The organism is Microbulbifer pacificus, from assembly GCF_033723955.1.
In the GTDB taxonomy this organism is placed as follows: domain Bacteria; phylum Pseudomonadota; class Gammaproteobacteria; order Pseudomonadales; family Cellvibrionaceae; genus Microbulbifer; species Microbulbifer pacificus.
Window position 1 is genome coordinate 3,866,505 of record NZ_CP137555.1, and the last position, 24,881, is coordinate 3,891,385.

Genomic DNA, 24,881 nt, shown 5'->3' on the forward strand with positions numbered 1-24,881 from the left:
GCACTAATAAGGAATGCTTCATGGAATTGTTTGAAACCGTCCTGTACAGCGTTGAGCAGGAAATTGCCACCATCACCCTGAACCGCCCGCAGGTACGCAATTCGCTCAATCAGAAACTGCGTCTGGAACTGCGCGAGGCGGTGGCAAAGGCCAGCGCCGATAAAAGTGTGCGAGCAGTAGTGTTGGCGGCGTCGGGGCAGGGCTTTTGCGCCGGCGCTGATTTGACCGAGCGTCTTCCCGGCGCTGATGAGGACGGCTTTGTCACCCGCTTGCTCAACGAGGAATATAATCCGTTGATACTCGCTATCAAGCAGTCACCCAAGCCGTTTGTGTGTGCGATCAATGGGGCCGCGGCGGGCGTCGGTGCCTCGCTGGCAATGGCCTGCGACCTGATCGTGATGGGGGAAGATGCGTATCTGTACTCCGCGTTCGGTGCGATCAGCCTTATCCCCGATGGCGGCGCGCACAAGTTTTTGCTGGAGCAGCTGGGCAGCAAACGCGCTTATGAAATGATCGCGTTGTCGCAGAAGCTCGCCGCTGCACGTTGTGTCGAGCTGGGGCTTGCCAATCGTGTGGTACCGGCGGGGGAGCTGCTGGTCCAGGCTACTCGGTTTGCGCGACAGGTGGCCGCGGCCGCACCGCTTACTTTGCAGTATTCGAAGCAGATTCTGCGTGAGGCGCAGTCCTATGACCTGGAGTCGGTGATGGCTCTGGAAGCGGAAATCCAGAACCGGCTGATTCGCAGCAAGGATTTCCGTGAGGGTTCCATGGCCTTTTTTGAAAAGCGCAAGCCGGAGTTTGAGGGTTGCTGAGCGACCTGTAGCGACAATAAAACCGATAATGAGGCGGGTATGACGGAGCGGATTTCAGAACTGTTTTCTCTACAGGGCAAGACGGCGCTTATTTCTGGAGCTTCCAGTGGACTCGGTGCCTATTTTGCCGAGGTACTGGCGGATGCGGGCGCGGAGGTGATTCTGGCGGCGCGCCGGGTGGAGAAACTGGAGGCGTTGGCGAGCCGTATTGCCGAGAAAGGTGGTCGCGCGCGTGCGCTGGCTCTGGATGTGACCGATGGCAGCAGCGTGGAGGCAGCATTTACGGTTTTGGACGGGATGGTCGAGCGGCTGGATATCCTGGTGAACAATGCGGGCATCAGTACCACGCCGCAGCGGTTTGTGGATCAGGAAGAGTCGGTCTGGAGCGATCTGTTGAATGTGAACCTGCAGGGCGCCTGGCGAGTGGCGCGGCAGGCGGCTTTGCGTATGCGTGCGCAGAAGTCGGGCTGCATTATCAATACCGGCTCCATTTACAGTCTGTGTACCGGGATTATGAAAACGGATTACAACGTGTCGAAGGTGGCTTTGGCGCAACTCACTCGCAATATGGCGCTGGAGTTGGGGCGGTATGGGGTGCGGGTGAATACCTTGTGTCCCGGCTATTTTGCGTCGGATATCAATGCTGCGGAATTTGCTACGGAGCGGGGGCAGGAGTATATCCGACGGCTTGTTCCGCAACGGTTGGGTGAATACCGGGAGTTGGCTGGGCCTCTTTTGCTGTTGGCGAGTGACGCCGGGAGCTTTGTTAATGGGATTGAGTTGCCGGTGGATGGTGGGAGCCTACTCTCACCCATTTGATGCCGCCATGTTACGGTTGGGTGGCGGCGTCGCTGCCGGGTATGGCCTTGTGAGACACGAGCTAGGCGCCCCCCCTCAACCCATCCATGGGGGCTCTTCCGCGTGGGGGCTCTTCCGCGAGGTCCCTCTCGCGGAAGGTCTTGCAAGGCATTACCCGGCATCGACGCCTTCGCAGGTAATCTTTACCATTAATTAGGCCGCAGTTGTTTCAGTAATCTGCTCTACGCCCATCTTCGCCAGCGGCAGTACCAGTTCTCCCATTTTCATCGCCTTTTCACTGGATGCATTCCCTTCCCGCGCACGCTTTTTAACGCCCTGCAAAATCGCCGCGAAGCGAAAGAAACAGAATGCGAGATAGAAGTTCCAGTGCGGGATTTCCTTGAGTCCCATCCGCTTGCAATAACTCTCTATGTACTCCTGCTCAGTAGGGATGCCCACGCTTGCTCTGTCGATGCCACCCAATCCCGAAAGTACGCTGTTGTGAGGCATACGCAGTTGCATGCACTGGTAGGCGAGGTCGAACCGGGGGTGGCCGAGGGTGGAGAGTTCCCAGTCGACGAGGGCGAGTACGCGGGGTTCGGTGGGGTGGAAGATCATGTTGTCGAGGCGGAAGTCGCCGTGGACCAGGGTGGTTTTTTCTTCGCTGCCATCCTGCGGAATGTTTTCCGGTAGCCAGTCGATCAACAGGTCCATTTCCGGGAGCTGGTCGGTTGCCGATGCCCGGTACTGCTGGGTCCAGCGGTTGATCTGGCGCTGGTAGAAATTACCGGGGCGGCCGTAGTCGCTGAGGCCCACTTTGTCGATATCTACCGAATGGAGTGCGGCGAGGACACGGTTCATTTCGCGGTAGATGTCGCCGCGCTGTTCGCGGTCTAGATCCGGCAGGGCTGGGTCCCAGAAGACGCGGCCGTGGATGTAATCCATCAGATAAAACATGCTGCCGATGATGCTGTCGTCTTCACACAGGTGATGAACTTTCACCACCGGAACTTCGCTGTCGGCGAGGGCGGCGATGACACGGTATTCACGATCGACGGCGTGGGCGCTTTTCAGTAGCTGGCCCGGTGGCTTGCGTCGCAATACGTAATTGCCGCTGGCGGCGCTGATCAGGTAGGTGGGGTTTGACTGGCCGCCGGCAAATTTTTCCGCAGTCAGGGGTCCTTGGAAGTCAGCGATGTTTTTTTCTAGATTGTCAGCGAGTTTCTGTTCGTCGATAGTGAAGGACGAGTTTGCTGCGGTATTGACTGACATGCCCGGTGCTCCGTTTATTGTTTGCCGTATTGTTCGATCAGCTGTTTGCCCAGGGCCATCTGGTGTACCTGGTCGGGGCCGTCGGCCTGGCGGCACCAGCGGGCGTAGTTGAAGGCTTCGGCAAAGAAGTAGTCTTCGGTAAGGCCGCCGGCGCCGTGCATCTGCATGCAGCGGTCGAGTATGTCCTGAACCATTTTTGGCACGCTGATTTTACTCGCTGCGATCATGTCGCGTGCTTCGCGAGCGCCAACTTCGTCCATTTTCTGGCAGGTTTCGAGAACCAACAGGCGCGCCATCTGTATTTCCGCAAAGCTTTTTGCAATGTCTTCGCGCACCGACTGGTGCTGGCTCAGTTTGCGACCGAAGGTGGTGCGGTTGTCCACCCGTTGGCAGGTTTCTTCCAGCGCGCGTTGGGCCGCGCCGATCAGGCGCATGCAGTGGTGAATGCGTCCCGGGCCGAGGCGGCCCTGGGCAATCTCAAAGCCCCGGCCTTCGCCAAGGAGTACATTCTCCAGTGGCACCCGGACATTATCGAAGTGGATCTCCGCATGGCCGATGGGGGCGTCGTCGTAGCCGAGGGTGGTGAGGGGACGTACCAGGGTGATTCCCGGGGTGTCCTTGGGCACCAGCACCTGCGTCTGCTGTTTATGGCGATCCGGGTTTTTCGGGTCGGATTTGCCCATCACGATAAGGATTTTTGTGCGCTCATACAGGGCGCCGGTGATAAACCATTTGCGGCCGTTCAACACCCATTCATCGCCTTCGCGCTGGATGCGCAATTCGATATTGGTGGCGTCGGAAGAGGCGACCTGGGGCTCGGTCATGGCATAGGACGAGCGGATGTCACCATTCAGCAGTGGAGTGAGCCACCGGGATTGTTGTGCCGGTGTCGCATAGCGCATGAACACTTCCATGTTTCCGGTATCCGGCGCATTGCAGTTGAACACTTCGGGCGACCAGGTTACGCGGCCCATCTGCTCCGCCAGTGGCGCATAGTCGAGATTGGAGAGCCCACCGAAAGCACTGTACTCGCCGTGGGACTTGGGCACGAACAGATTCCACAGTCCCGCATCCTGTGCACGCTGTTTCAACTGATCCATCAACGGCAATGGCGCAAAGCGGTTTTGCGCCCATGCCAACTGCTCGCGATAGGGCATTTCGTTGGGGTAGATGTGCTCGTCAAAAAACTCACGCAACTGGTGCTGCAGGGTCATGGATAAGTCGCTGAATCGGAACATGGGCTTTCTCCGCCTCGAAATTTTTCCGGTTGCTGTCATTGACAGGCTGGTCGAAGAACTATAAAAAAATGCAGGTAATCATCCTAATTTATTAAAGTTATCCATCTGTATAGATTCAAATGATGCCGGTTGGGCTGTGATGAAGGCGTTGTGAGGAGGGGCTGTGAGACTGGAAAAAGTGGACCTGAACCTGTTTGTGGTCTTCGATGCGCTCTATCGCGAGCGCAGTGTGACCAAGGTGGCGCAGTTGCTGAATCTCACCCAGCCAGCGGTGAGCAATGCCCTCGGCCGCTTGCGCCAGACCTTTGACGATCACCTGTTTGTAAAAACCCGCGAGGGCATGAGTCCCACACCGGTGGCGGACAGCGTTGTAAAGGATGTGCGCGAGGCGCTGTCCCTGCTGGGACGCAGCGTGGGCGCCAACGCGCGTTTTGATCCGTTTCGCTCGCAGAAGGTTTTTCGCCTTGGGATGAATGATCTGGCAGAGTCCCTGCTGCTGCCGCGGCTGCATGAGGTGGTGCGGGAAGTGGCCCCGGCCATTGCCATCACCAGCTATTACGTGGAACGGGAGGCCGCGACTGCAGAGCTAAAGGGTGGGGTGATCGACCTGCTGCTGGATGCGCCGGCGGTCAATGCCCGCGAACTCGGCCATAAACACATCGGCGAACTTCCCTATGTCGTGGCCATGCGCCCCGGACACCCGCTGGCGAGCGGCGATCTGTCACTGGAGAATTATCTCGCATCGGAACATATCCATGTTTCCAGTCGCCGCAAGGGCAGGGGACAGGTGGAGATGGCGCTCCACGGTATGGGGTTTCAGCGCACCATCGCCATGCGGGTACAGAACTATCTGGTGGCATCGCGGATTACCGAGGGCACCGACCTGTTGTGGACGGTACCGCGGGTGCTGGCGGAAACCCTGCCGCTGGCGGTGGTTGAGCTGCCGTTTGTAGTGGAACCCCTCAGCTGGCATCTTTTCTGGCATCGCAATGCGGCGGACGATCCGGCCAGCCGCTGGATGCGGGACATGATTGAATCGGTTTCCCGTATCGTACTCAATTGACACTGGCGCAGATTGCCTTGGTGCTTTATTTTCTTCGCCGACGATAAATATAAACCGACGGGGAACACCATGAAGCGAATCCTGAATCTAGCCCTCAGCCTGCCAATTTCCGCGTTGGCCCTACTCAGCCCGATCGTGCATGCACAGTCGTCAGCGGCTACCGAAGCCGCCGCGCCCAGGTTCGCTATCGCCATTCACGGTGGTGCCGGCACCATCGAAAAATCCAGTATGACGCCGGAAAAGCAGCGCGCTTATGAGGCCAAGCTGGAGGAGGCGATCAATGCGGGCTATACGGTACTGGAAAAAGGCGGTGCCAGCCTTGATGCGGTGGTGGCTGCGATCAACGTGATGGAAAATTCCCCACTATTCAATGCGGGCAAGGGGGCGGTTTATACCTACGACGGCGCCCACGAGCTCGACGCTTCCATCATGGACGGCCGCAACCGCCAGGCCGGTGCGGTGGCCGGGGTAAAACGTATTGCCAACCCGATCAACCTCGCGCGCATGGTGATGGAGGATTCCCCGTTTGTGATGCTGGCCGGAGCCGGCGCCGAAGAATTTGCCCGCAGCCGCGGTGTGCCCATGGTGGACAATAAAATCTTCGACACCGAGCAGCGCCGCGAGCAGCTGGAGCGCGCGAAAGAGAAGCTGGATCAGGAAAACAAGCAGGACAAGGACTACCGCGCGGCGGTTGAGGCGCTGCCGGTGCCGTTCAGAATGGGCACCGTGGGCGCCGTCGCCCTGGACCAGCAGGGTAATCTCGCCGCAGGCACTTCCACCGGAGGCATGACCGCCAAGCGCTTCGGCCGTATTGGCGATGCCCCGGTGATCGGCGCCGGTACCTTCGCCGATAACAAATCCTGCGCGGTCTCTGCCACCGGCCACGGTGAGTATTTCATCCGCTACAACGTCGCCGCGGATATCTGCACCCGGGTTGCCTACCAGAACAAGACCATTGCCCAGGCCGCAGATGAAGTGATCAATCAGATACTGCTGCCGGTGGGCGGCACGGGCGGCGTGATCGTGCTGGATGCCAAGGGTAATATTGCGCTCACCTTTAACACCAAGGGCATGTACCGGGCCAGCCGCATAGCCGGGCAACCGGCGCAGGTGGCGATCTTCGAGGACAAATAACGAGGGCAATTTAATAGGTACTTGAACCTGCTCAAATTTCCTCTGTTGCCGCTGCCAGATTAGTTCCTGCCCTCCGGAAAGCACTATTGGGGGGCGGGCTTGCCGCAGCGGTCTGAGTTTTCACAGCGCAGCCGGGATGACCGAGTCTGAATTTCGCGGTTCTCTGGACGTGTACCGCCGCTGTTGGTCTTCTTCTCGATAGCCCAGAGGGCTGACTGGCAGAGTTCCCTGCGCCTTGCTATGACCGGTGATTACGTTGGCCAGCGCCTGAAATACGGGGTTTTTCTGTCCATACTCCTGATGATAGCTGTTGGCGTGAAACGCGAATAACTGGAGGTCCGACAGTGGCCTGAAGTTATCGATAGCGTAAGGCGATGCAAGGCTGATGTAGATCCGTGACTTTCCGTGGTCGCCGGCGTATTGCAACAGCGCAGCCGCGCGTTCGGCTCGGTTTCCGGCTTTTGGCCTGTTATTGGATGCGGTTGTTGACTGGCTGAATTGCTGAAAATTATTGCCGACAATCACCAGATCCGCCTGAGCAATGGCCTCCTTGTTGCTCTCCATGGCCGTAGTATTCAAATTACCGCTAGTGATTTCCCAGGAGGATTGCTGTTGCAGCAGGGCCGCGAGCAATTCGGCGTTGTCGCTGTCCGGTAACACAACATGCACACGGTCTACTTCTGCTAGATTGGAGTGTTTTCCGGAGTTCCATTCCACCAGCGAAGATTGCGCTAGCTCCTGCTCCAGTTGTCGGTGCGCGGGGCTGGCGAGTATTGACTGTGCGACGTCCACGGCCTGGTCAGTACCTGTTTCCGGGCGCACCAGTTGCTGCTTGACGCGGGCTATGCGTTCTACAGAGAGACGAATTTGCTCGGTCGCCTGACTGTCTTCGGCCACTCTGTTATCTACATATTCGATCAGGTTGTGGAAATTCTGGATGTCCGCGGGTTTGCGGATACGTACAGGCATCAGCGCAATATCGGCACCGGCTTCAAAGGTATTGATCACCGCCTCCACCGGGCTGAAGAATTGCGCAATACCATCCATATCCAGTGCATCAGTAATAATCAACCCTTCGAAGCCGAGTTGTTCCCGTAATACCCCGGTCAATATTTCCCGCGAAAGTGTAGCGGGTTTGACGATCGCCTTGCCGTGCTTGTTTAACAGGGTGCTGCTGTCCAGTTGTGGAAACTGAATATGTGCGGTCATGACCATGTGCACATCGCTGTTATCCATCACCCATTTAAAGGGCTCTATATCCATGGCCCAGATTCTGGCCTTATCGTGTTCCACCAGTGGCAAACCCGAGTGGCTGTCAACGTGGGTATCGCCGTGACCAGGGAAATGCTTGAGGCCGCCAATGACTCCTTCGCTTTGCATCCCCTCGAGCATGGCCGCGCCTAATTTCGCGACGGTTTTGGGATTGTCTGCGAAGGCGCGTACATTGATCACCGGGTTTTCGGGGTTGCTGTTTACATCCACGCTCGGAGCATGATTGACATTGATGCCCAGTGCGTGCAGTTCTCGGCCCATACTCGCCCCTACGAGGCGCGCGTATTTGTCGCCGTGACGGGCATATGTGGCACCTATGGCCATATTGCCACTGAACGCGGTGCTGTAATCGTCAGGTAGCCTAACGATGCTGCCGCCTTCCTGGTCGATGGAAATGAACAGCGGCAGGCCCGAGGATGACCGGCGGGCGGTTCGCTGCAGATCCGTCGTCAGTTGAATAATCTGTTGCGGCGTTTGCAGATTTTCGGCAAACAGGATGACGCCACCGAGATTGGTTTCCCGGATCATTTCAGCCAGCTGCGCCGGCAAATGCGTTACCGGCGTCTTGCATTTGTCACTGTCTGCATCGGCATCCATTTCCGGGCAGAAATAGCGAATATCGAGAATGATTTTCTGGGCGATTTGTTGGTCCAGGCTGTCGCTTTGTCCGAGATATTTCATCCAGGTTACAGCGAGCAGGAAGAGCAGGAAGAAAGAGCCGAGGTTCCATTTCATCGATAACAACTCATGAAGCTAACAACGGGAGATGTGAGCAGATACGGTATGGGAAAAATTTCCCCATACCGTATCTGGTCAGGTTTCTGGAAATTCCATCCGGTCCGGGGCGGGTACCCCGGGTCGGCGATCAGAATGCCCAGTTGATGGAGGCGAAGTAACGGCGCCCGGTCTCGTAGCTGTTGTGGGCCACCTTACCGATCCGCTCGGAGTAGTAGGCCTCCATACCCGCCGGAATACCGCCTTCGGGTGCCTCGAGCTGGTCGCGCAGCAGGAAGTAGTCGTCATTCACGTTGGTCAGGTTGTACACCGACAGCGCGGCAGTCAGGTTGTCCGTCAGGTTATAGGTGAGTTTCAGGTCGACCTGCTCCCGGTCGTCTCTGACCCGGCTCGCCAGGGAATCATCCGAATCAAAGTACATGGAGCGGTAGTTGTAGGACAGCCGCGCCGAGAAAGTGTCGTTTTCGTAGAAGGCCGACAGGTTGTAGGTATCCTCGGAGTTGCCGGGTGTGCGGACCTCGTCGATTTCCGGATTGCTTGCCTCATAACCGGTAATGGTTGCACGATCGTTGCTGTCCACGACCAAGCCATTCGCATCTTCCAGATACAGGGGTTCTATGCTCTGGGTGGTGAAGCGCTCCATGGGAATATTGACAAAGGTGTAGTTGGCGAGCACCCCGAAGCCGTTCTGGAAATCGTGCTGGAACTGTACTTCGTAGCCGTTGATAGTCTGTTTGCCCACGTTGTAGTAGGAGGTAATGGCGTAGTCGCCTTCCAGCTCATTACCGAAAGCGTCGGTGAGTCCCTGGCCCGAGAGGTTCTGGATTCCCAACTGTTTGCGGATCATGTTGGAAATATCCTTGTAGAAGGCGGTAACACCGAACATCGACGATTCAGTGAAATACCATTCGGCACCCAGCTCATACTGCTTGGCCTCATAGGACTTCAGATCCGGGTTGCCCTTGGCGCCTGTCCGCTGAGAGCCCTCCGACAGCAGCACGCCTGAAGCATCATAGTTGCCGGTAACACGGAAACCGTCGCGTATCTGGTAGAGCGCGGGGTGGGAGATGACCTTGGAGGCCGCGGTGCGCAGCAGCAACTCGTCTGTCAGGTTGACGGACAGGTTCAGGCTGGGTAACACATCGGTGGTGCTGCTTTCGGTAATCACGTCCTTGTAGCCGTCGCCATCCGCCTGGCGGGTCAGGGATTCGCGTTCGGTGTCTACAACGCGCACACCGACGTTGCCGCGGAATATTTCGCCGGAGAAATTGACCATGGTGTAGAAGGAGGCGATGTCTTGGGTCTGGTCGTAGAACTGGCTGACGGTCTCCAGGTAGTCGGTACGGCAGCCTTGGTAACTACCGCCGGCCGATGCGATCAGGTCGTCACAGGCACCCAGGTCTTCGACCAGTAACAGGCCGTCGTTCCACAGTGCATCCCGCTTGCCGGTATCCACATCAAAATATGCGGTCGGCATTCTGTCGATATCGTCACGAATCCCACTAACTACGCCACCGGCCAGGTCACCGGCCAGTACCTCGACGCCACTGGCCAATCTCGAGCTGGCCGCACTGCGGACATTGCTAGATGAGAGATCGCGGTATTTGGCACCGAACTTGATCGAGTCCACAAACCAGGTGTTTTCATCCAGCGTCCACAGCGTGTCGGCTTGCACGAAGTTTTCCGTGTTTTCGCGGTCCTGCATGGTTTTGAACAGGTCGCGCATCGACATTTCAGTGGTCGGATGCTTGAGCCACTCGCCGTCACCACTCACGCCCCAGCCTGCCATATTCGCACCCGGATCGTAGTCGTAATAGATGGAGACGCCGGCCAGGCCATTGTCGATGACTGGCAGATCCGAGTTGCCATCCACATGGTCGATATTCAAACCGAAGTGGGTACCGAAATCGTCGATATGGGATTTGCCGGTGGAGCGACCCAATTGCATTTGCACGTTGAAATTGTCGTTTTCCCAGGTTCCGCTGAGGTTCAGCATATCGCTGGTCATCTCGCTGCCGTCGCGGTCCTGGAATTCCATATTGATCAGGTTCGACGGTGTTCCCCAATAGCGGGTTCCGGCGGAGTTGACGTACTGCACATCATAGATGTCCTGCTCCGCGTGCAGCAGCAGATCGCCAACGCGGTCTACTTCGAACCCGGGCTCTGGCTCGCCGCCGGTGCTGTAGGCGGAGCGCGCCAGCAGATAGGCGCGGGAATACAGATTGTGGCTGGTATTGGGATCGTCGGTATGGTTGCGGGTGTATTCGAGATTGAAATCCAGGTTGTCAGCCGGACGGTATTGGAAGGATACAGTGCCGCCGAGGCGCTCTCTGTCGCGTTCGAATCTGGCGGAACCCGGAATACCCATCATAGCGCCGGGCTTTTCATAGGTCGCAGAGCGGGTGGAGTAAAGGCTGACACCGTCGATGGAATTGGCGAGCTGATTCGGCTGGTCATCGCGGTAGTATTCCCACCAGCCGGCGATGGCTTCGTTGCCGTCGCGCTGCAGGTTCAGTTCCTGGTAGCTCAGGTTCACGGACGCGCCGAAAGTTTCATCCGCCGTTTTCCAGTTGTACAGGCTACCGAACTGTGGGGAGCTTTTGCCCGAGCCGTCATTGTAGCTGTTCTCGATTTTCAGATAGCCGTCACCACTCGGCCGATCCAGCGGCTTCTTGGTTTTCAGGATCACGGTGCCGCCGATACCGCCGGCATCGATGTCTGCCTGTGGGGATTTGTACACCTCGATCTGGGCCACCTGTTCCGCGGCAACCGAGGAGAAGTCGAACGCATTCATTTCGTCCCGCAAAGGCAGGGATTGGGCCGACTTCATATTCTGGCCGTTCAGCAGGGTATTGGTGAAGTTGACGTTGGTACCGCGAATGGAAATGGTGGCACCTTCGCCGAAGTCGCGGGTGATCTGTACACCGGAAATTCGCTGCAGGGCTTCCGCCAGGTTCTTGTCCGGATTTTTGTCTACATCCGCGAGGTTCAGTGAATCCTTGACCGCATTGGAATAACGTTTGTTGTTCAGGTTGTCCTGCAATGCACCTCGAATACCGACAACCTCTACGGTTTCCATGGGCTCGCGGCCATCTTCTTTTTTAACGACTTGCTTGACCGTGGATTGCTCGATTTTCTGATTGTCTACCGGCTGGGCATCCTGCGCCCATGCCGGTGCAGCGGTCAGTGTCAGCATCAGAGCAGATCTGACCGCCAGTGCCATTTTTGTATGTCGCATATTGTGCATATTGGTCCCCTAAGATTTATTCGGAAGCTCTTCGCAGATGGTATTTGATGAAGCCTTTATCCCGGCAATATAAAAACTGCCTGATCACTATGGGGGATTGATGTGCAGGGATCGTGGCTGGCCTGTGGATATTCCCGGGCAATTTTGTGCAAATTCTTTGCAGGAATGGTGGGGATTGCTTGAGGTATGTCTCGGTTATTGAGGAATGCGCAAAAGAGTCATATTTTTTGCACATTTTTTGCAAACCCCCGGAGGATAGTGAGCAGGCATCTACTGTATTCCCGCCGGGCCGATTTCCTTTGCCCCTCTGATGCAAGTCCATCTAGCCGTAATCTGGAATTCCTTCCATGGACGCCAACAACCCCAGGCAGGTTTGCCCGGGAGCGTACAAACCAATAGAACGAATATGATTATGAAATTGCTAAAAGAGAGCGTTAAATCGACGGCAGTGACACTGCTGTGTTTGTTGGGGTTGAACATCACTCCAGGCCTCGCGGCTCCCTACAGTACCCCCGATTACTACCTGTGTAACAATCGGATCGGCGGGGAATGGAATTTCGGCCGTGTGCCTTCGGCCTGTGATGTCGATCCTTGGGGTGATCCGGTCTACGTAACAACCAATTTTATACCGGTGGTTTTTGACGATAACGTAACCCGCACAACGGAACGGCAGCGTTACATGCAGGAAGTACACGCGATGCTGCGTGATTCGGTGGAATATTATCTGCTTGCACGAAATCCTTCCGCTAGTAGCGCCGAGATTAGTGCCTGGCAGCGGGCGAATTTTGCCAAGGCTCACCAGGAGACCTACTGGACCCATTATCGGGATGCCACGGACGGCAACATCAAAATGGTTCGCGGCGACTATGGCCACGGTCACGGCATGGTGCAGATTGACGATCGCTGGCATTTCCCCAAGCTGGAAGAGGGTAAGGGCTGGCATATCTTTGAAAACATCATCTATGGCATGGAACTGTTCTACGACGCTTGGGAGGACGCCGCTTCCGCTTCCTGCGTCGGCGGTGCCACCGACTGGCGGAATCGTGCGCGCAGTGCATACTCCGTATACAACGGCGGCGCCAGCAAGATCTGCCGCTGGACCAATCCCAATGATACCTGGGCGCAAAACGATATCGGTTTTGCCGACAAGTACGACAGTCAGACCTGGCTGAATTACATTAGCGACGTCGATCATGAGACTACCCTGGATGTTCCCTGCTTTATGGAGGGCAACCCGGGTTGTACGGCGGTAGAGCCCGTGGATGCCGAGGACCCGTCCAACTGGCCGGGGCGGCAAATCAACCTCGCCTCGGGAGAAGCGTGTCGGTTTGAGAGCAACGGGTTTGAATGTGTGGCCGATGCAGTGGATATGCTTTGCCTGAATATCCAGTATGGCGAACCCACCGGTGGCTCCTTGTCACCATCTGCCAGCGCGACTGCGAGTTACGGGAAAAACGTGCATGAAAAGCACGCCTGTTATGCGGGTGCCGTAAATGGCCTCTCCACGGTTGGTCAATCCATTACATCAGGGATTGCGATCACCATGCGCGCGACTCCAGGCGGCAGTTCCCTGGGCTTCGCATCACAAGCCGGTAAGGTCTATCAGGTACTGGATTATGTAGTGAATGACACCAGTGCCCAGTACCGCTATTACCTGATCAGCGAGAACGGTCAACTGGGATATATCTATGCAGGCGACGCCAGCGATTACGGTAGCTGGACGAGCAGTGCGAGCCACAGTGCGCTGAGCGAAGTCACCATTCCCCAGGCTGGAGATCAGATCCAGATAGTTGCTACCTCGGGAATAAATCTGCGTGACGTTCCCGATGGCAACCTTATGGGTGTTGTACCGGTAGATGAATTACTGGCAGTAATTTCAGTTGTTGTGCAGGGAACTGACAATGACGTTTATTACGAAGTGAACTACGGCGGCAATATTGGCTTTATTTATGGTGGCAAGGTACTGAACGGCATGACCCTGCAGGATTGGGCTGTGTATACCGTTGTGCCGGCGGTGCCGGCCTATCCAGGTTCTGGCGATGTGATCCAGGTCGTCAATGGATCAGGGATCAATTTGCGCGATGCACCCGGCGGAAGCCTGTTGGTAACGGTACCCAGCGGCAGCACTTTGTATGTGTTCTCCACCACCGTCCAGGGAACAGATGATTTTGTGTACTATGAAGTCACCTACGACGGGCAACACGGCTACATATACGGCGGGCAACTTGCCGGCACTTCGACGCTGGACAATTGGGCAGTACTGTCCACAGTAAAAGTTGCCCAGGTCGGGGATCAGGTGGAGCTTGTTTCTGGAATCAATCAGCGCGCCACCCCGGGCGGGACCTTGGTTCAGCTTATCCCCGCCGGAGCCGTGCTGAATGTGCTGTCCACTGTGGTGCAGGGCGATGATAACTTTGTATATTATGAAGTCAGCTACAACGGTAGCAGCGGCTTTATTTACAGCGGTTACCTGACGCCAGCCAGTACCCTGGCAAGCTGGACGGAAATCATCGAATAATCATTGCAATGAGCAAAGGGAATTGACCAAGGGCAAATGGACTTGCCCGAAACAGCGAGGTGCGCCATGCGCAAGGTCAAAAACTTGATGAGAGCTCTGAGTCTGATGCCAGTGCTGCTGATCGCCGCCCCAGTGCTGGCGGGCAGCACCGGAGAGGAGCAGCTGCAGGCTATATCTGATCAGCTGGAAGGCCTGGAAAAGTGTGATGAGACCCAAAGTTGTCCGCAGGACCCGACCAATCCGCGCAACAGTTATTATCTGCTGGGTGAGCAAATTAACGGAGAATTGGGCAATCTCGAGGAATGGCAACGGCAATTTGGTGAGAGTGAAGAGAGCCGGGCCATCGTGCTTCATTACTTGGGCTATCCCAATGAGTTTGTACAGCTGAAGGCCGTAACAATTCTGGGTGAAATGAGCATCGATGACGCTACCGCCGACACGCTATTGAATCGATTGCCCAGAGTCCGGGATAAGGAAGTGCTGATTCCATGGATTGCACAACTGCAGCGTTACCCACATCTGCAACAACAAATTGACAACACCTTTGCCAACATTTTACAGCGAGGTAGTTTTGAGGCAGCCAGGGTAGTGGCGGAAAATATTGGTCCGTTTTTGACGGCGGACAATCTTTCTTTTTATCAGCAAATACATGCCCAATTGCCGGCGAATAGTGCCAAAGCCCTGGCTCTGGGCAAGGCCATTGACCGCCAGATCGCAAGGAATCAATCATGAAATATCTACTCAGCTTGTTGCTGGTAGCGGCGGTCAGTGTATTGCTGCTTGCAGTGGATGCCGAAAAAACGCCAACTGCACTGTCTGCCAACGCTAAACCACAGCCTCCGAAGCCCGATGCTTCAGTTGCCACGCATCGGGAACCCACTGCGGAGCAGCTGGCCCCGGACGCGCCAAAAATTCAAAGCGAGCACCTCGACGATCAGCGCCTGCAAGAGCGCCAGTCGTTGCGCCGCGAAATATTGGAGCTGGCCAATTGTCAGCAAACCTACAGCTGTCCGCAGGATGATAGCGACCCGCGGGCGTCGGATATTCTCGCCGGAAAGATGCTCGCAGAAAAATTGCGAGCCTATGCGGACTTTCATCAAAACAATGATTATTTTGATGAAGAGAGTTCGGAAATGGTCCGCGACTTTGTCGATCATTCAGACGGTTTTGTCCAGGAAGTAGCCATCGATTTGATGAGTATGCAGGCCCCGAACAGGGAGAATGCACTGGCTCTGATTGAATCTTTGCAGAGCAGCTACGATGCGAAGATTGTGAACCAGGCAATGAAAGAGCTGCAGCGCTACCCCGAACTGCAGTCGCAGATTGACCAGATGTTGGCGCAGTCCCTGCAAACTGGCAGTTTATATGTCGCTCAAGAGGTGGCCCTGAATATATTGCCCCTGCTGAATTCGGAAAATGTGCGAACGTTTGAAGATGTGGCAATGAAACTGCCCCAGCACTCCCTGCGAGCCAAAGCGTTGAAGTCCAATATCCGCGAATTCAGATTAAGGGAATCTGGGGGCTAAAAATTTGGCTTTCATGTACCGCCTGCCAGTCAGGCGGTTGCTAATTAGCCATATCTCATCGGCAAGCTTGTGGTACTTGCACGTCTCCCGAGTCTTCGGTTCCACAATTTTGCGTGCTGAGTCTCACCCGTCACAAGAATCCTGAAAATCGTCATATCCGCTGCACATTTTCTGCAAACTTTGCATGGATAGTAGCTTGGCAGTCAATTGTCCAACATTTTCCTGAAAATGAGCGCAACCATGAAAAATTACTCAATAAGCGTCGGCCGGTTCCTGGCCTTGCCGCTGCTGCTGATAGGGCTGTACAGCTCTTTCGGTTCGGCGGCTCCTTACGAAACACCGGATTACTATCTATGTAACAACCGGATTGGTGGTGAATGGAACTTCGGTCGGGTGCCTTCCGCTTGTGATGTCGCACCGTGGGGCGACCCGGTCTACGTCACCGACAATTTCGCCCCGGTGATTTTTGACGATAACGTGGCCGTTTCCGGAGAAAGGCAGCGCTATATGCAGGAAGTCCACGCGATGCTGCGGGATTCGGTCAAGTACTACCTGCTTGCGCGCAAGCCGGATGCAGGTGCGGATGAAATCGCGGCCTGGCAGCAGGCGAATTTTGCCAAGGCTCACCAGGAGACGTTTTGGACCCACTATCGCAACGCTACCGACGGCAATATCAAAATGGTGCGTGGTGATTATGGCCACGGTCACGGCATGGTCCAGATTGACGACCGCTGGCATTTTCCCAAACTGGAAGAAGGTAAGGGCTGGCATATCTTCGAGAACATTATCTATGGCATGGAGTTGTTCTACGATGCCTGGGAGGATGCGGCCACCACCTCCTGTGTAAGCAGTCCCAGTAACTGGCGGGACCGTGCGCGCAGTGCCTACTCGGTATATAACGGCGGGGCGAGCAAGATCTGCCGCTGGACTAACCCGAATGATACCTGGGCGCAAAATGACATCGGCTTCGCCGACAAGTACGACAGCCAGACCTGGCTGAATTACATCGGTGACACCTATCAGGAAACCACCCTGGATATCCCATGCTTTATGGAGGGGAACCCCGGCTGTACCGCAGTTGCTGCAGTAAATGCCGATGATCCGGCGAACTGGCCGGGACGGCAAATTTACCTGGCATCGGGAGAAACCTGCCGTTTTGAAGGCGGCACTTTTGAGTGCGTGGCGAATCCCGTGGATATTATGTGCCTGAATATCCAGTACGGCGCACCCACCGGTACCTCTCTGTCGCCAACAGCCGGTGCAACCGAAAGCTACAGTAAAACATTGCATGAAAAGCACAGCTGTTATGCGGGTGCTGTGGCCGGCCTCGCTACGGTTGGTGAATCGGTAAGGTCGGAGCTCAATGTCACGATGCGTGCCACCCCGGGTGGTAGCTCTCTGGGTATTACCTCGAAAGCCGGCAAGGTCTATCAGGTGCTGGACTATGTGGTAAACGATCTCAATGCACAGTATCGGTATTACCTGATCAGCGAAAATGGTCGGCTCGGCTATATCTATGCAGGCAAGATCAGTGATCACGGTAACTGGGCAACGAGTGCCAGTTACAGTGAGCTCAGTGAAGTCCTGATCCCTCAGCCCGGCGACCATATCCGCATCGTGCCCGAATCAGGCATCAGCCTGCGCGATGCTCCAGGCGGCAATTTGTTGGCCACTATTCCTGGAGATAAGAAGCGTCGCGTATTCTCCGTGGTCGTACAGGGGGCGGACAATTCCATCTACTATGGGGTCGCATACGACGACCTGGTCGGCTATATCTATGGCGGCAAAGTGCTGAACGGAATGACATTGCAGGACTGGGTATTGCCTGACGGTGTATCTCCGACGCCGCTGCACCCGGATACTGGCGATGTCATTGAAATCGCAAACAGTGCTGGCATCAACATGCGCGAAGTCCCCGGTGGGAGCTTTATGGTTACCATTCCTCGGGGCACGCTGTTGTATGTATTCACCACGGTAGTGCAGGGCACTAATGACTACCTGTATTACGAAGTCGCTTACAATGGGCAGCGCGGTTACATTTACGGTGGGCAGCTGGCTGGAACGCGAACAGTGGAAAACTGGGCGGTGCTGTCACAGGTGCAGCTGGCGCGTGCAGGTGACACGCTCGAGCTGCTCAAAAATGGTAGCCAGTATGTGACGCCGGGTGAAGACGTGATTCAGCCGGTCTCAGCGGGTAAGAGGGTGAAGGTGCTGTCTGCCGCAGTCCAGGGTGACGATAATGAAGTGTATTACGAGGTTAAGTACAGGGGTGAGACTGGCTTTATATACGGTGGTTCCCTGACACCAGCCAGCACTCTGTCCAATTGGGCGGTAATCGTTAAAGAAAACTAAGGTACTTTCGGTATATTTCAAGGTGAGATGGCGGCAGGAAGTGGGTGGCCGCCATTTATGCAGCGGTTTTAATTGATATTTCCGGACTTGTAAGCAGGCATATTCTTATGCCTGCTTTTTTTTAGATTTTCCAGTATTCCTGCGTTCGAATTCAGTGCTTGAAAAAAATGTGTGAGAACCAGTGATTGCTAATTGAAGCGCGGAAATACCAGCTCAAAGCAGCAGCCATTCTCGGATGGAAGCAGCCGGATACTGCCTTGATGTGCAAGCATTAAGGAGGACAGAATTGCCAGTCCCAAACCGGTGCCGCCTTTCTGTTTGGCGGTGGTAAAGAATGGTTCGAAGATGCGTTTAGCATTGGCGGGGGATATGCCCGGTCCATTGTCCGAAAAAATCAAGTGGGTTTGGTCCACTGCTTGCTCAAGCGTAATATCCACTTCGTTTCCACCGTGCTGGCGTACATTCTCGAATAAATTACCCAGCACACTAGTCAGTAGTTCTGGGTTCATAAAGACAGGATATGAGTCACTGGTTTTGTTTACCCGTATTTGTCGGAAATTTTGCCGATAATTCATTACCTGCTGTCTAAGGATGTCAGTCAATTCCGTGGGTCTGGCGGGGATGTGGGTGGCGTCGGCCTTGGCCAGTTCGGTCAGCTGGTGCATGAGAAGCTGCATACGCTCGGAGGAATGGGCGATATTGTCCAGAAACTGTTTCTGCTCCCGTTCCGTAAGCTTGCCAAAATGCTGTTGTAATATCTCTACCGCGCCGTTGATGGATGTCAGTGGGGTCTTGAATTCGTGGGATACGTACGAGGCAAAGTTCTTGATCTGCTCCGCTCGCTTCGCTTGGCGGTCTGCCATATTGACCAGAGCATTGGATAGCAATTCGAACTCTACCGTGACCGGGTGTTGCAATGGCTCTAGGCGGGCCAAGGTGCCCGCGCTGGCTTTTCTGGCCTGGCCAACCAGTGCCATGATCGGGCGATTGATTGCGTAGCTCATAAACAGGGATATCAATGTGGCAATAGTGAAGATCAGAAGACCGTAGTACACAAAGATATCGCTGTTCTTATATAGAGTCTGGTAAAGATTGGGTGGAGTCCTGACCAGATGTACCGCACCCAGAATTCGCTTCTCCAGCACAATCGGGTGCGTTACATACACTCGGATACTCGTGCTGCGACTGATGGGTGAAAAAAAGCTTCCTTCAGTATCTTCTTCCTCTCGCTGACGCAAGACTCGCTCGGTATTGCCTTGCAGGGCTCGAGCTACGTCGGCGCGGTGTAGTAGTGTATGGCCGCGAATTGAACCGGTAGTTGCTACTATGACACCATTCATGTCCAGGATTCGCATCCCGGCCAGGGTGGTCAATTGTGTTTCCCGCAACAGGTCTTCCAGCTGCTGGCCCACATGCCAGGCCATGGGGTCAGGCCCTTGTTGGGATGCTACTGGGTTTTCGGCTCGGGGCAGTAAGGTCTCGTGCTGCAAGTCCAGTACGGCTGGAATCGGCCGCCACTTGCCTAACACTGGATCTTCCTTGAACCAATATTCCTTTGGTAGTGGGTGACCGTAGCTTTCGACTGGAAGCTGCGGATAGGCCTCCAGCAGAGATTTTTTGTAAATATTGGAGAGCATCACCGCTTGCGCAATAAGTGTGTTCTCGGTCTGCCGGATCAGGGAGCTATCGTAGAGTTTCAGTAACGCAATGGCTGCGACCGGCAATAGCAGAATTACTGAGTTGATCAGTAAAAACATACTGCTGAGCCGCAGGCGTAGTTTCATGGGGTTAGTATTGTTTTGCAGTCATTTATCTTGTAGCCAACACCGTGGACGGTTTCTATGGGATAACCCCCGGCCGCTTTGAATTTTTGCCGAATGCGCCGCAAATGGCTGTCTATGGTGCGGTCACAGACGGCCACATTATGTTTGTAGCTGCTGTCTATCAATGAATCCCGCGTGTAAACATACCCCGGGCGCTTCATCATGGTGTGTAGCATCTCAAACTCGGTTGCGGTTAACTCCACCTCCAGATTGTTCCACCAAGTTTGGTGTGTATTTGGGTTCAGTTGGAGGTGGCCGTGCAGGATTACCTGGTCACGGCTCATGCTACTGTCGGTCAACGTACTGCGTCTGAGCAGTGCCTTGGTGCGCGCTACCAGCTCGCGATTACTGAAGGGTTTGGATACGTAATCATCGGCGCCCAGTTCCAGCCCCAAAACCCGGTCAAACTCATCATCGCGGGCCGACAACATAATAATCGGCACTTGAGAATGCTGGCGGATCTGGCGGCAGACATCAGTACCTTCCATTTCCGGCATCCCAATATCGAGAATAACCAGGTTGGGCTTCTCCTTTTTAAACAATTGCAATGCCTGCAGGCCATCACAAGCTTCGATCACTGAATAGTTGGCGGTTTCCAGGGAGAAATGGATGATTTGCCGAATATTTTCGTCGTCGTCCACGACCAGGATCTTTTCATTCATGGGAATATTATTTTGCTCTCTGGTTGCTGCTTACCTAAACCGCGTCGAATATAAAAGGCTTCAAGGATAATTTTAACGAAACAAAATTGTGTTTATATATGGTTAATAGTGGCTCAGCAAGGGAAATAGGGGTGGATTGTCGATGCCAGAATTCTAAAAAAGAAAGTTCGCCTGGAACCTTAAACCTGCTGACAGTTTTTACATATATGTCAGCTTCAAATCAGATTGTTTGTCGGTGTTTACCAAGCCAGTTATGCGGTGGGTAGATTTTCTATTTACAGCCCAAATGTGTTGAGGGCTCGACATCTGTAATGGTCGTCAGGAAAGGCGATCAGTTGGGTGTTGGGGCGGGAAAATACGTAGCCTGGAATTGGACTCTAGCGCTGCGCGCTAGATAGTGGTGCGGAAACTTGCTTCTCAACGTTTTCGCATTCGTCCTGCCAGGCAGTCGGATGTGATGGCGTCCCCGGCCCGACTCGAACGGGCAGTCCGGACTTAGGAGGTCCGTGGTTTATCCTGTTAACCGACGGGGACTTTTCAGAAATGCCTCGAATTGGCCGCAGGGCGACATCGGGGAGGCGCCATTCTAACGGCTCGACTCCCCGCTGTCATGTCGCCCGGCATCTTCACCGAGCGTGTGCTTATATCCGTGATTCGGAGATGAGACCGTTGTCTGGCCTGGCCCCCGGGAATGTTGCCGGCTTAATGCATCTCGGGCTTGCGGCTGCCGCCGAATTTTTCTCCCAGCCATTGCTGCAACTGTTTCAGTTTGTGCGCCAGGCGGCCTCGCTTGGCTTTGCGTGCCTTGTCGTCGGCGCTCACCAGCCAGGCGATCTGGATCACCCGACGCTCGCCTTCAAATGGCAGGTGACCGTGGAAGGAGTTGTCGGCGCGTTTGAAGGCGACCAGGGTCCCGTAGACCGGTGGAATCTCCGGAACCACGGTGTCTTCGAAGTCGTCGATGCGATTCAGGAAGCGCAGGCAACCTTCGCTGGTCTGTGCCCAGTCACCATTCAGGTACAGCAATGCAGTGGCAATTTTGGATTTGCCATCGGTATGGATATTGCCATGGCGTTTTTTCAGTGAGCGGGAGATGGACACAAACGTCGGGTATTGTGACAACCGATCTAAGCCAAGGCGGTCACCGATCGCATCCGCAAACTCAGGCTCCTGCAGCCTGGCAATCAATGCATTTACCGCTGTGCCGCACTGTTCGCTTTCATAGGGCAGGTATCCCGCGCCCTTGAGTCGCGGAAAATCCGCCAACAGGGACGGCATGATATCCGCTGGCAGAAGGCCCTTGGCCACCATGAAGTTGAAGGGTTCGGTATTTACTAGTGTGTCCTGGTGGGTCAGTGCGGCGGCCTGGAGCCAGCCCTGGGCGTCAGCAACAAGTGCGGTCATAACGAGAAGTCCTCTTCCTGGAATACCTTGCAGGGGGAATTATGCTGCGAGGTAGGCATCGATCCCGTAAACATATCAGAGGTAAATTACGCGGCCAATGACCTGACATTGGTAGGTTGGTTGGCGGATCGATTGGATCCAGAAGGTGTTGTAACCAACGGTAACACCAGTGGGGGAAGGGTTGCCCTTGGGATTTCTCTGCTGACTAAACCTGTCTTAGCTGACAGCATGAAATTTTGTCGCGAAGTGGTAACAAACCGGGGGTATTTTTGCACCCGCCTTGGGCAACTCGCACGATGTTTTACCCGGTTTGGGGCGCAACCAAATGGGGGCGCTGTAACCGTGATGAAAATCTGGTTTCCAAGGTGAAAAAGATGCTTGACCGGAAAAGCCGGAGCTGGCTAATCTCCAAGTGCCTAACGGCAACATAACAACAACAGACAAACAGTTTCTGCCCTGGCAGATCGAGATTGTGGAGTTTTCTATGAGCGGCAACGTTATCGAAAATGACATTGATTTTGATGATTCTGATTCCTCTCTGGCAGAAGAGGTACTGAAGTCAAGCAAGAGCCCTAGGGACGCCCGCCGGATGGTCGAAGACAAGCTGGAGGAAATGCGTCTCAGACGGGAGCTGATGGATTATCAGTACGACTTTTAAGCCGGGGCCGGAATTTTCGGCCTACGCATAACCCGGACCTGCGCCGGGGATACGAAAAGGGTGCCACAGGCACCCTTTTCTGTTTGCGCCCGCGCCTCTCGTGTAAGCCATCCTACTTTGGTAAGGCGTCTGGACAGGCCAGTTTGCACACTCGCCGGGGGGGTGTATATTGGCTGCATTGGTCAGAAAGAGAAGGAAAAGGGACCTTCAGATGGTAGTTTCCGACAGGTTTGAAAGCCGGGTGACTTCTGAAATCTCCGAGAATGGGGATGCGGTGATTATCCGCGTGGCCGGCAATTTCGATTTCAATATGCACCGGGAATTCCAGCGGGCCTATCGCAATGTGGCGCCGCCCCCCAAGATGTTCCTGGTGGACCTTTCTGCAACCGATCATCTCGACAGTGCCGCACTGGGCATGCTGCTGCTCTTGCGAGACTATTGCGTGGAAGTGGGGCGCGAGGGGTTCCAGCCTGAGGTAGAGCTGATGAACGTCAATGCCCACGTTTCCCACATTTTGTCCGTTTCCAATTTCGACCGGATTTTCAGCATACGCTGAGAATGGCCGAGGACCTATGTCTGCCTTCCGGGTTTTGATCGTCGAAAGCGAAGCTGGTGAAGCAGCCGAGCTGAGCGGGCTGATTCACAGCTGGGAGTACACCGGTGCCTCGGGGTACATCTCGCCGGCAGTCATTGACTCGGTTACATCGGCGGAAATGGCACTGCAGGCCTACGGCGAGTCCCCGCCCAATTTGGTGATCTTCGGGCCCACGTCTGCGGTGGAGGTAGCCAGTAGCCAGATCCGACAGTTGCGGCAGAGTAGCGGTATCGAGCCGGTGCCCATTCTGTTCGTGCAGGATCTCTCTTGCGGTGAGCCCGCGGCGCCGCCGACGGACTGTGACGATATTCTCACCAAACCCTACAGTCCATCTCTGGTTCAGCTCAAACTGGCATCCATCCGCCGCTTTTGCGAATTCAGCCGCTCACTGATGGCTCAGCGGGACCGCCTGCGCCGCCACCATGCGGATTTCCTGCAGGAACAGGCCAACGCTCGCGAAATATTCTCCAATCTCGGCAACGAAAGCTGTCTCGATGGCAGCCCTGCGATCCGCTATCACCTGTCACCGCGGGCAGTATTGAACGGAGACCTGCTGGCCGCCACCTACACGCCGGATGGCAAGCTGGTACTGATGCTCGGGGATTTTGCCGGCCACGGTCTTGCGGCAGCGGTGGGGGCGGTACCGCTCACGTCCATCTTCTATTCCATGATGCCGCGGGGCTTCTCCATGGGGCGGGTGCTGCGGGAGATCAACCGCAAGCTCTACGATATCCTGCCGCGGCAGATGTTCTGTTGTCTGGCGATGTTGGAACTGGATCCCCGTCGCATGCACTTGCGGCTTCTCAATGCGGGCATGCCGAGCCCCTGTCTCAAACGTGCCAGCGGTGAACTGCATTTGCTGGAGTCTCGTCATTTGCCGTTCGGTGTGCTGGCGACAGACCAGATTGACAGCGCCATCGTCAATTTGCGGGTACTGCCGGGAGATCGCCTCTACCTCTGGAGTGACGGGATACATGAGGCCCGCAATGGGAAGGGCGAGCATTTTGGCGAGTCCCGCCTGATGGATTTGCTGCGGGCGGACTGTGGGGGCAACCAGGCATTCGACCAGATCCTGATGGCGGTGAATGCCCATGCTGCCGAACAGCACGACGATCTGTCGTTGGTAGAACTGGAGCTGACCGACTCGTCGTTGTGTCGCAGCGACTTGCCGGCAGCAGACCATAACGGTGAGCGCAAAGGGGGGCGGATCGGCAATTGGTCCATCGAGTTACGCCTGGCGCACGAAGAGCTGCGCACTGCCGACCCCTTACCACACATCCTGAGTGTACTGGCACAGATGCCGGGGGCGGCCCGTTTTCAGGAGGATCTCGCCATTACCTTGGGCGAGCTGTTCCGCAATGCGCTCGAGCACGGTGTGCTGGAGCTGGATTCCTCCATCAAGTCCACCGACGATGGCTTTATCCGCTACTACGACCTGCTGGCCGAGCGGCGCAGTCGACTCGATCGGGGCTGGGTGAATATTGTGCTCAGCTGCACCGAGAGCGAGGAAGGGGGACAGTTGAACCTGGTGGTGGAAGATAGCGGTTCCGGTATCCAGGAGATCCGCGAGCCCAAAGGCGTTTACGCCGGCCGCGGCCTCGCGCTATTGCAGACGGTGTGCAGTGAGGTACATCTGGTGCCCGGTAGTAGTCGGGTGGAGGCGATCATTCGCTGGCCTGCGGCCAAGCCCACAGCACAGGAAGATCCCTGCGGATCACCTGCGAATGCCGTACAAAACCCCTCAGTACCGGTATAATCGCGCTCAGTTTTTC

Annotated in this window: 18 protein-coding genes and 1 tRNA gene; 11 read left to right on the forward strand and 8 right to left on the reverse strand. The window is 55.4% G+C overall.

The window, feature by feature from the left end; genetic code table 11:
- The first annotated feature begins 20 nt into the window (after window positions 1-20).
- Window positions 21-812: an enoyl-CoA hydratase/isomerase family protein gene (locus R5R33_RS16355; RefSeq protein WP_318953772.1), complete on the forward strand. Its 792-nt coding sequence runs from the start codon at window positions 21-23 to the stop codon at window positions 810-812.
- 39 nt (window positions 813-851) lie between these two features.
- Window positions 852-1,631 (forward strand): SDR family NAD(P)-dependent oxidoreductase, encoded by a 780-nt coding sequence (locus tag R5R33_RS16360; protein WP_318953773.1) that lies wholly within the window; start codon window positions 852-854, stop codon window positions 1,629-1,631.
- A 192-nt stretch (window positions 1,632-1,823) separates the two neighbouring features.
- On the opposite strand, the gene R5R33_RS16365 is transcribed toward R5R33_RS16360, so the two are convergent.
- Together R5R33_RS16365 and R5R33_RS16370 are read right to left on the reverse strand one after the other, a co-directional pair.
- The gene (locus R5R33_RS16365) at window positions 1,824-2,882 is read right to left on the reverse strand and encodes a phosphotransferase (protein ID WP_318953774.1); all 1,059 of its coding nucleotides are present in this window, start codon (window positions 2,880-2,882) and stop codon (window positions 1,824-1,826) included.
- A 14-nt stretch (window positions 2,883-2,896) separates the two neighbouring features.
- Window positions 2,897-4,120: an acyl-CoA dehydrogenase family protein gene (locus R5R33_RS16370; protein WP_318953775.1), complete on the reverse strand. Its 1,224-nt coding sequence runs from the start codon at window positions 4,118-4,120 to the stop codon at window positions 2,897-2,899.
- A gap of 163 nt (window positions 4,121-4,283) precedes the next feature.
- Between R5R33_RS16370 and R5R33_RS16375 the strand changes: the two genes are divergently transcribed.
- Both R5R33_RS16375 and R5R33_RS16380 read left to right on the forward strand, forming a co-directional pair.
- Window positions 4,284-5,183, forward strand: a complete 900-nt coding sequence (locus tag R5R33_RS16375) for a LysR family transcriptional regulator (protein ID WP_318953776.1) — start codon at window positions 4,284-4,286, stop codon at window positions 5,181-5,183.
- 69 nt (window positions 5,184-5,252) lie between these two features.
- Window positions 5,253-6,317, forward strand: a complete 1,065-nt coding sequence (locus R5R33_RS16380) for an isoaspartyl peptidase/L-asparaginase family protein (RefSeq protein WP_318953777.1) — start codon at window positions 5,253-5,255, stop codon at window positions 6,315-6,317.
- Window positions 6,318-6,437: 120 nt separating this feature from the next.
- Here the strand turns inward: R5R33_RS16380 and R5R33_RS16385 are convergent, their stop codons facing one another.
- Together R5R33_RS16385 and R5R33_RS16390 are read right to left on the reverse strand one after the other, a co-directional pair.
- The gene (locus R5R33_RS16385; RefSeq protein ID WP_318953778.1) at window positions 6,438-8,324 is read right to left on the reverse strand and encodes a glycoside hydrolase family 3 protein; all 1,887 of its coding nucleotides are present in this window, start codon (window positions 8,322-8,324) and stop codon (window positions 6,438-6,440) included.
- A 130-nt stretch (window positions 8,325-8,454) separates the two neighbouring features.
- A complete protein-coding gene (locus tag R5R33_RS16390) occupies window positions 8,455-11,571 on the reverse strand; it encodes a TonB-dependent receptor (RefSeq protein WP_318953779.1) in 3,117 nt (1,038 codons plus the stop codon).
- 412 nt (window positions 11,572-11,983) lie between these two features.
- Between R5R33_RS16390 and R5R33_RS16395 the strand changes: the two genes are divergently transcribed.
- The 4 genes from R5R33_RS16395 (at window position 11,984) to R5R33_RS16410 (ending at window position 17,967) form a co-directional block, all read left to right on the forward strand.
- A complete protein-coding gene (locus tag R5R33_RS16395) occupies window positions 11,984-14,089 on the forward strand; it encodes an SH3 domain-containing protein (RefSeq protein WP_318953780.1) in 2,106 nt (701 codons plus the stop codon).
- Between the two features lie 66 nt (window positions 14,090-14,155).
- The gene (locus R5R33_RS16400; RefSeq protein ID WP_318953781.1) at window positions 14,156-14,821 is read left to right on the forward strand and encodes a hypothetical protein; all 666 of its coding nucleotides are present in this window, start codon (window positions 14,156-14,158) and stop codon (window positions 14,819-14,821) included.
- Entirely contained in the window at window positions 14,818-15,615 is a 798-nt protein-coding gene (locus tag R5R33_RS16405) for a hypothetical protein (protein WP_318953782.1), read from the forward strand. The genes R5R33_RS16400 and R5R33_RS16405 overlap by 4 nt, the downstream gene beginning before the upstream one ends.
- Before the next feature lie 240 nt (window positions 15,616-15,855).
- Window positions 15,856-17,967: an SH3 domain-containing protein gene (locus tag R5R33_RS16410; protein WP_318953783.1), complete on the forward strand. Its 2,112-nt coding sequence runs from the start codon at window positions 15,856-15,858 to the stop codon at window positions 17,965-17,967.
- Window positions 17,968-18,155: 188 nt separating this feature from the next.
- Here the strand turns inward: R5R33_RS16410 and R5R33_RS16415 are convergent, their stop codons facing one another.
- The 4 genes from R5R33_RS16415 to R5R33_RS16430 form a co-directional block, all read right to left on the reverse strand.
- The gene (locus R5R33_RS16415) at window positions 18,156-19,724 is read right to left on the reverse strand and encodes a sensor histidine kinase (protein WP_318953784.1); all 1,569 of its coding nucleotides are present in this window, start codon (window positions 19,722-19,724) and stop codon (window positions 18,156-18,158) included.
- Between the two features lie 23 nt (window positions 19,725-19,747).
- Window positions 19,748-20,452 (reverse strand): response regulator transcription factor, encoded by a 705-nt coding sequence (locus tag R5R33_RS16420; RefSeq protein ID WP_318953785.1) that lies wholly within the window; start codon window positions 20,450-20,452, stop codon window positions 19,748-19,750.
- Window positions 20,453-20,910: 458 nt separating this feature from the next.
- Window positions 20,911-20,986: transfer RNA gene (locus R5R33_RS16425), tRNA-Arg, on the reverse strand.
- 168 nt (window positions 20,987-21,154) lie between these two features.
- Window positions 21,155-21,856, reverse strand: coding sequence for a 2OG-Fe(II) oxygenase (locus R5R33_RS16430; RefSeq protein ID WP_318953786.1), 702 nt, complete (start codon window positions 21,854-21,856; stop codon window positions 21,155-21,157).
- 484 nt (window positions 21,857-22,340) lie between these two features.
- On the opposite strand from R5R33_RS16430, the gene R5R33_RS16435 reads away from it, so the two are divergent.
- The 3 genes from R5R33_RS16435 to R5R33_RS16445 all read left to right on the forward strand — a co-directional run bounded on the left by R5R33_RS16435 (window position 22,341) and on the right by R5R33_RS16445 (window position 24,865).
- Window positions 22,341-22,514, forward strand: coding sequence for a PA3496 family putative envelope integrity protein (locus R5R33_RS16435; RefSeq protein ID WP_158681706.1), 174 nt, complete (start codon window positions 22,341-22,343; stop codon window positions 22,512-22,514).
- Between the two features lie 211 nt (window positions 22,515-22,725).
- Window positions 22,726-23,070 carry an STAS domain-containing protein gene (locus tag R5R33_RS16440; RefSeq protein WP_318953787.1) on the forward strand — a complete coding sequence of 115 codons (345 nt, stop codon included), beginning with the start codon at window positions 22,726-22,728 and terminating at the stop codon, window positions 23,068-23,070.
- Window positions 23,071-23,086: 16 nt separating this feature from the next.
- Window positions 23,087-24,865, forward strand: coding sequence for a SpoIIE family protein phosphatase (locus R5R33_RS16445; protein WP_318953788.1), 1,779 nt, complete (start codon window positions 23,087-23,089; stop codon window positions 24,863-24,865).
- Window positions 24,866-24,881: the final 16 nt, after the last annotated feature.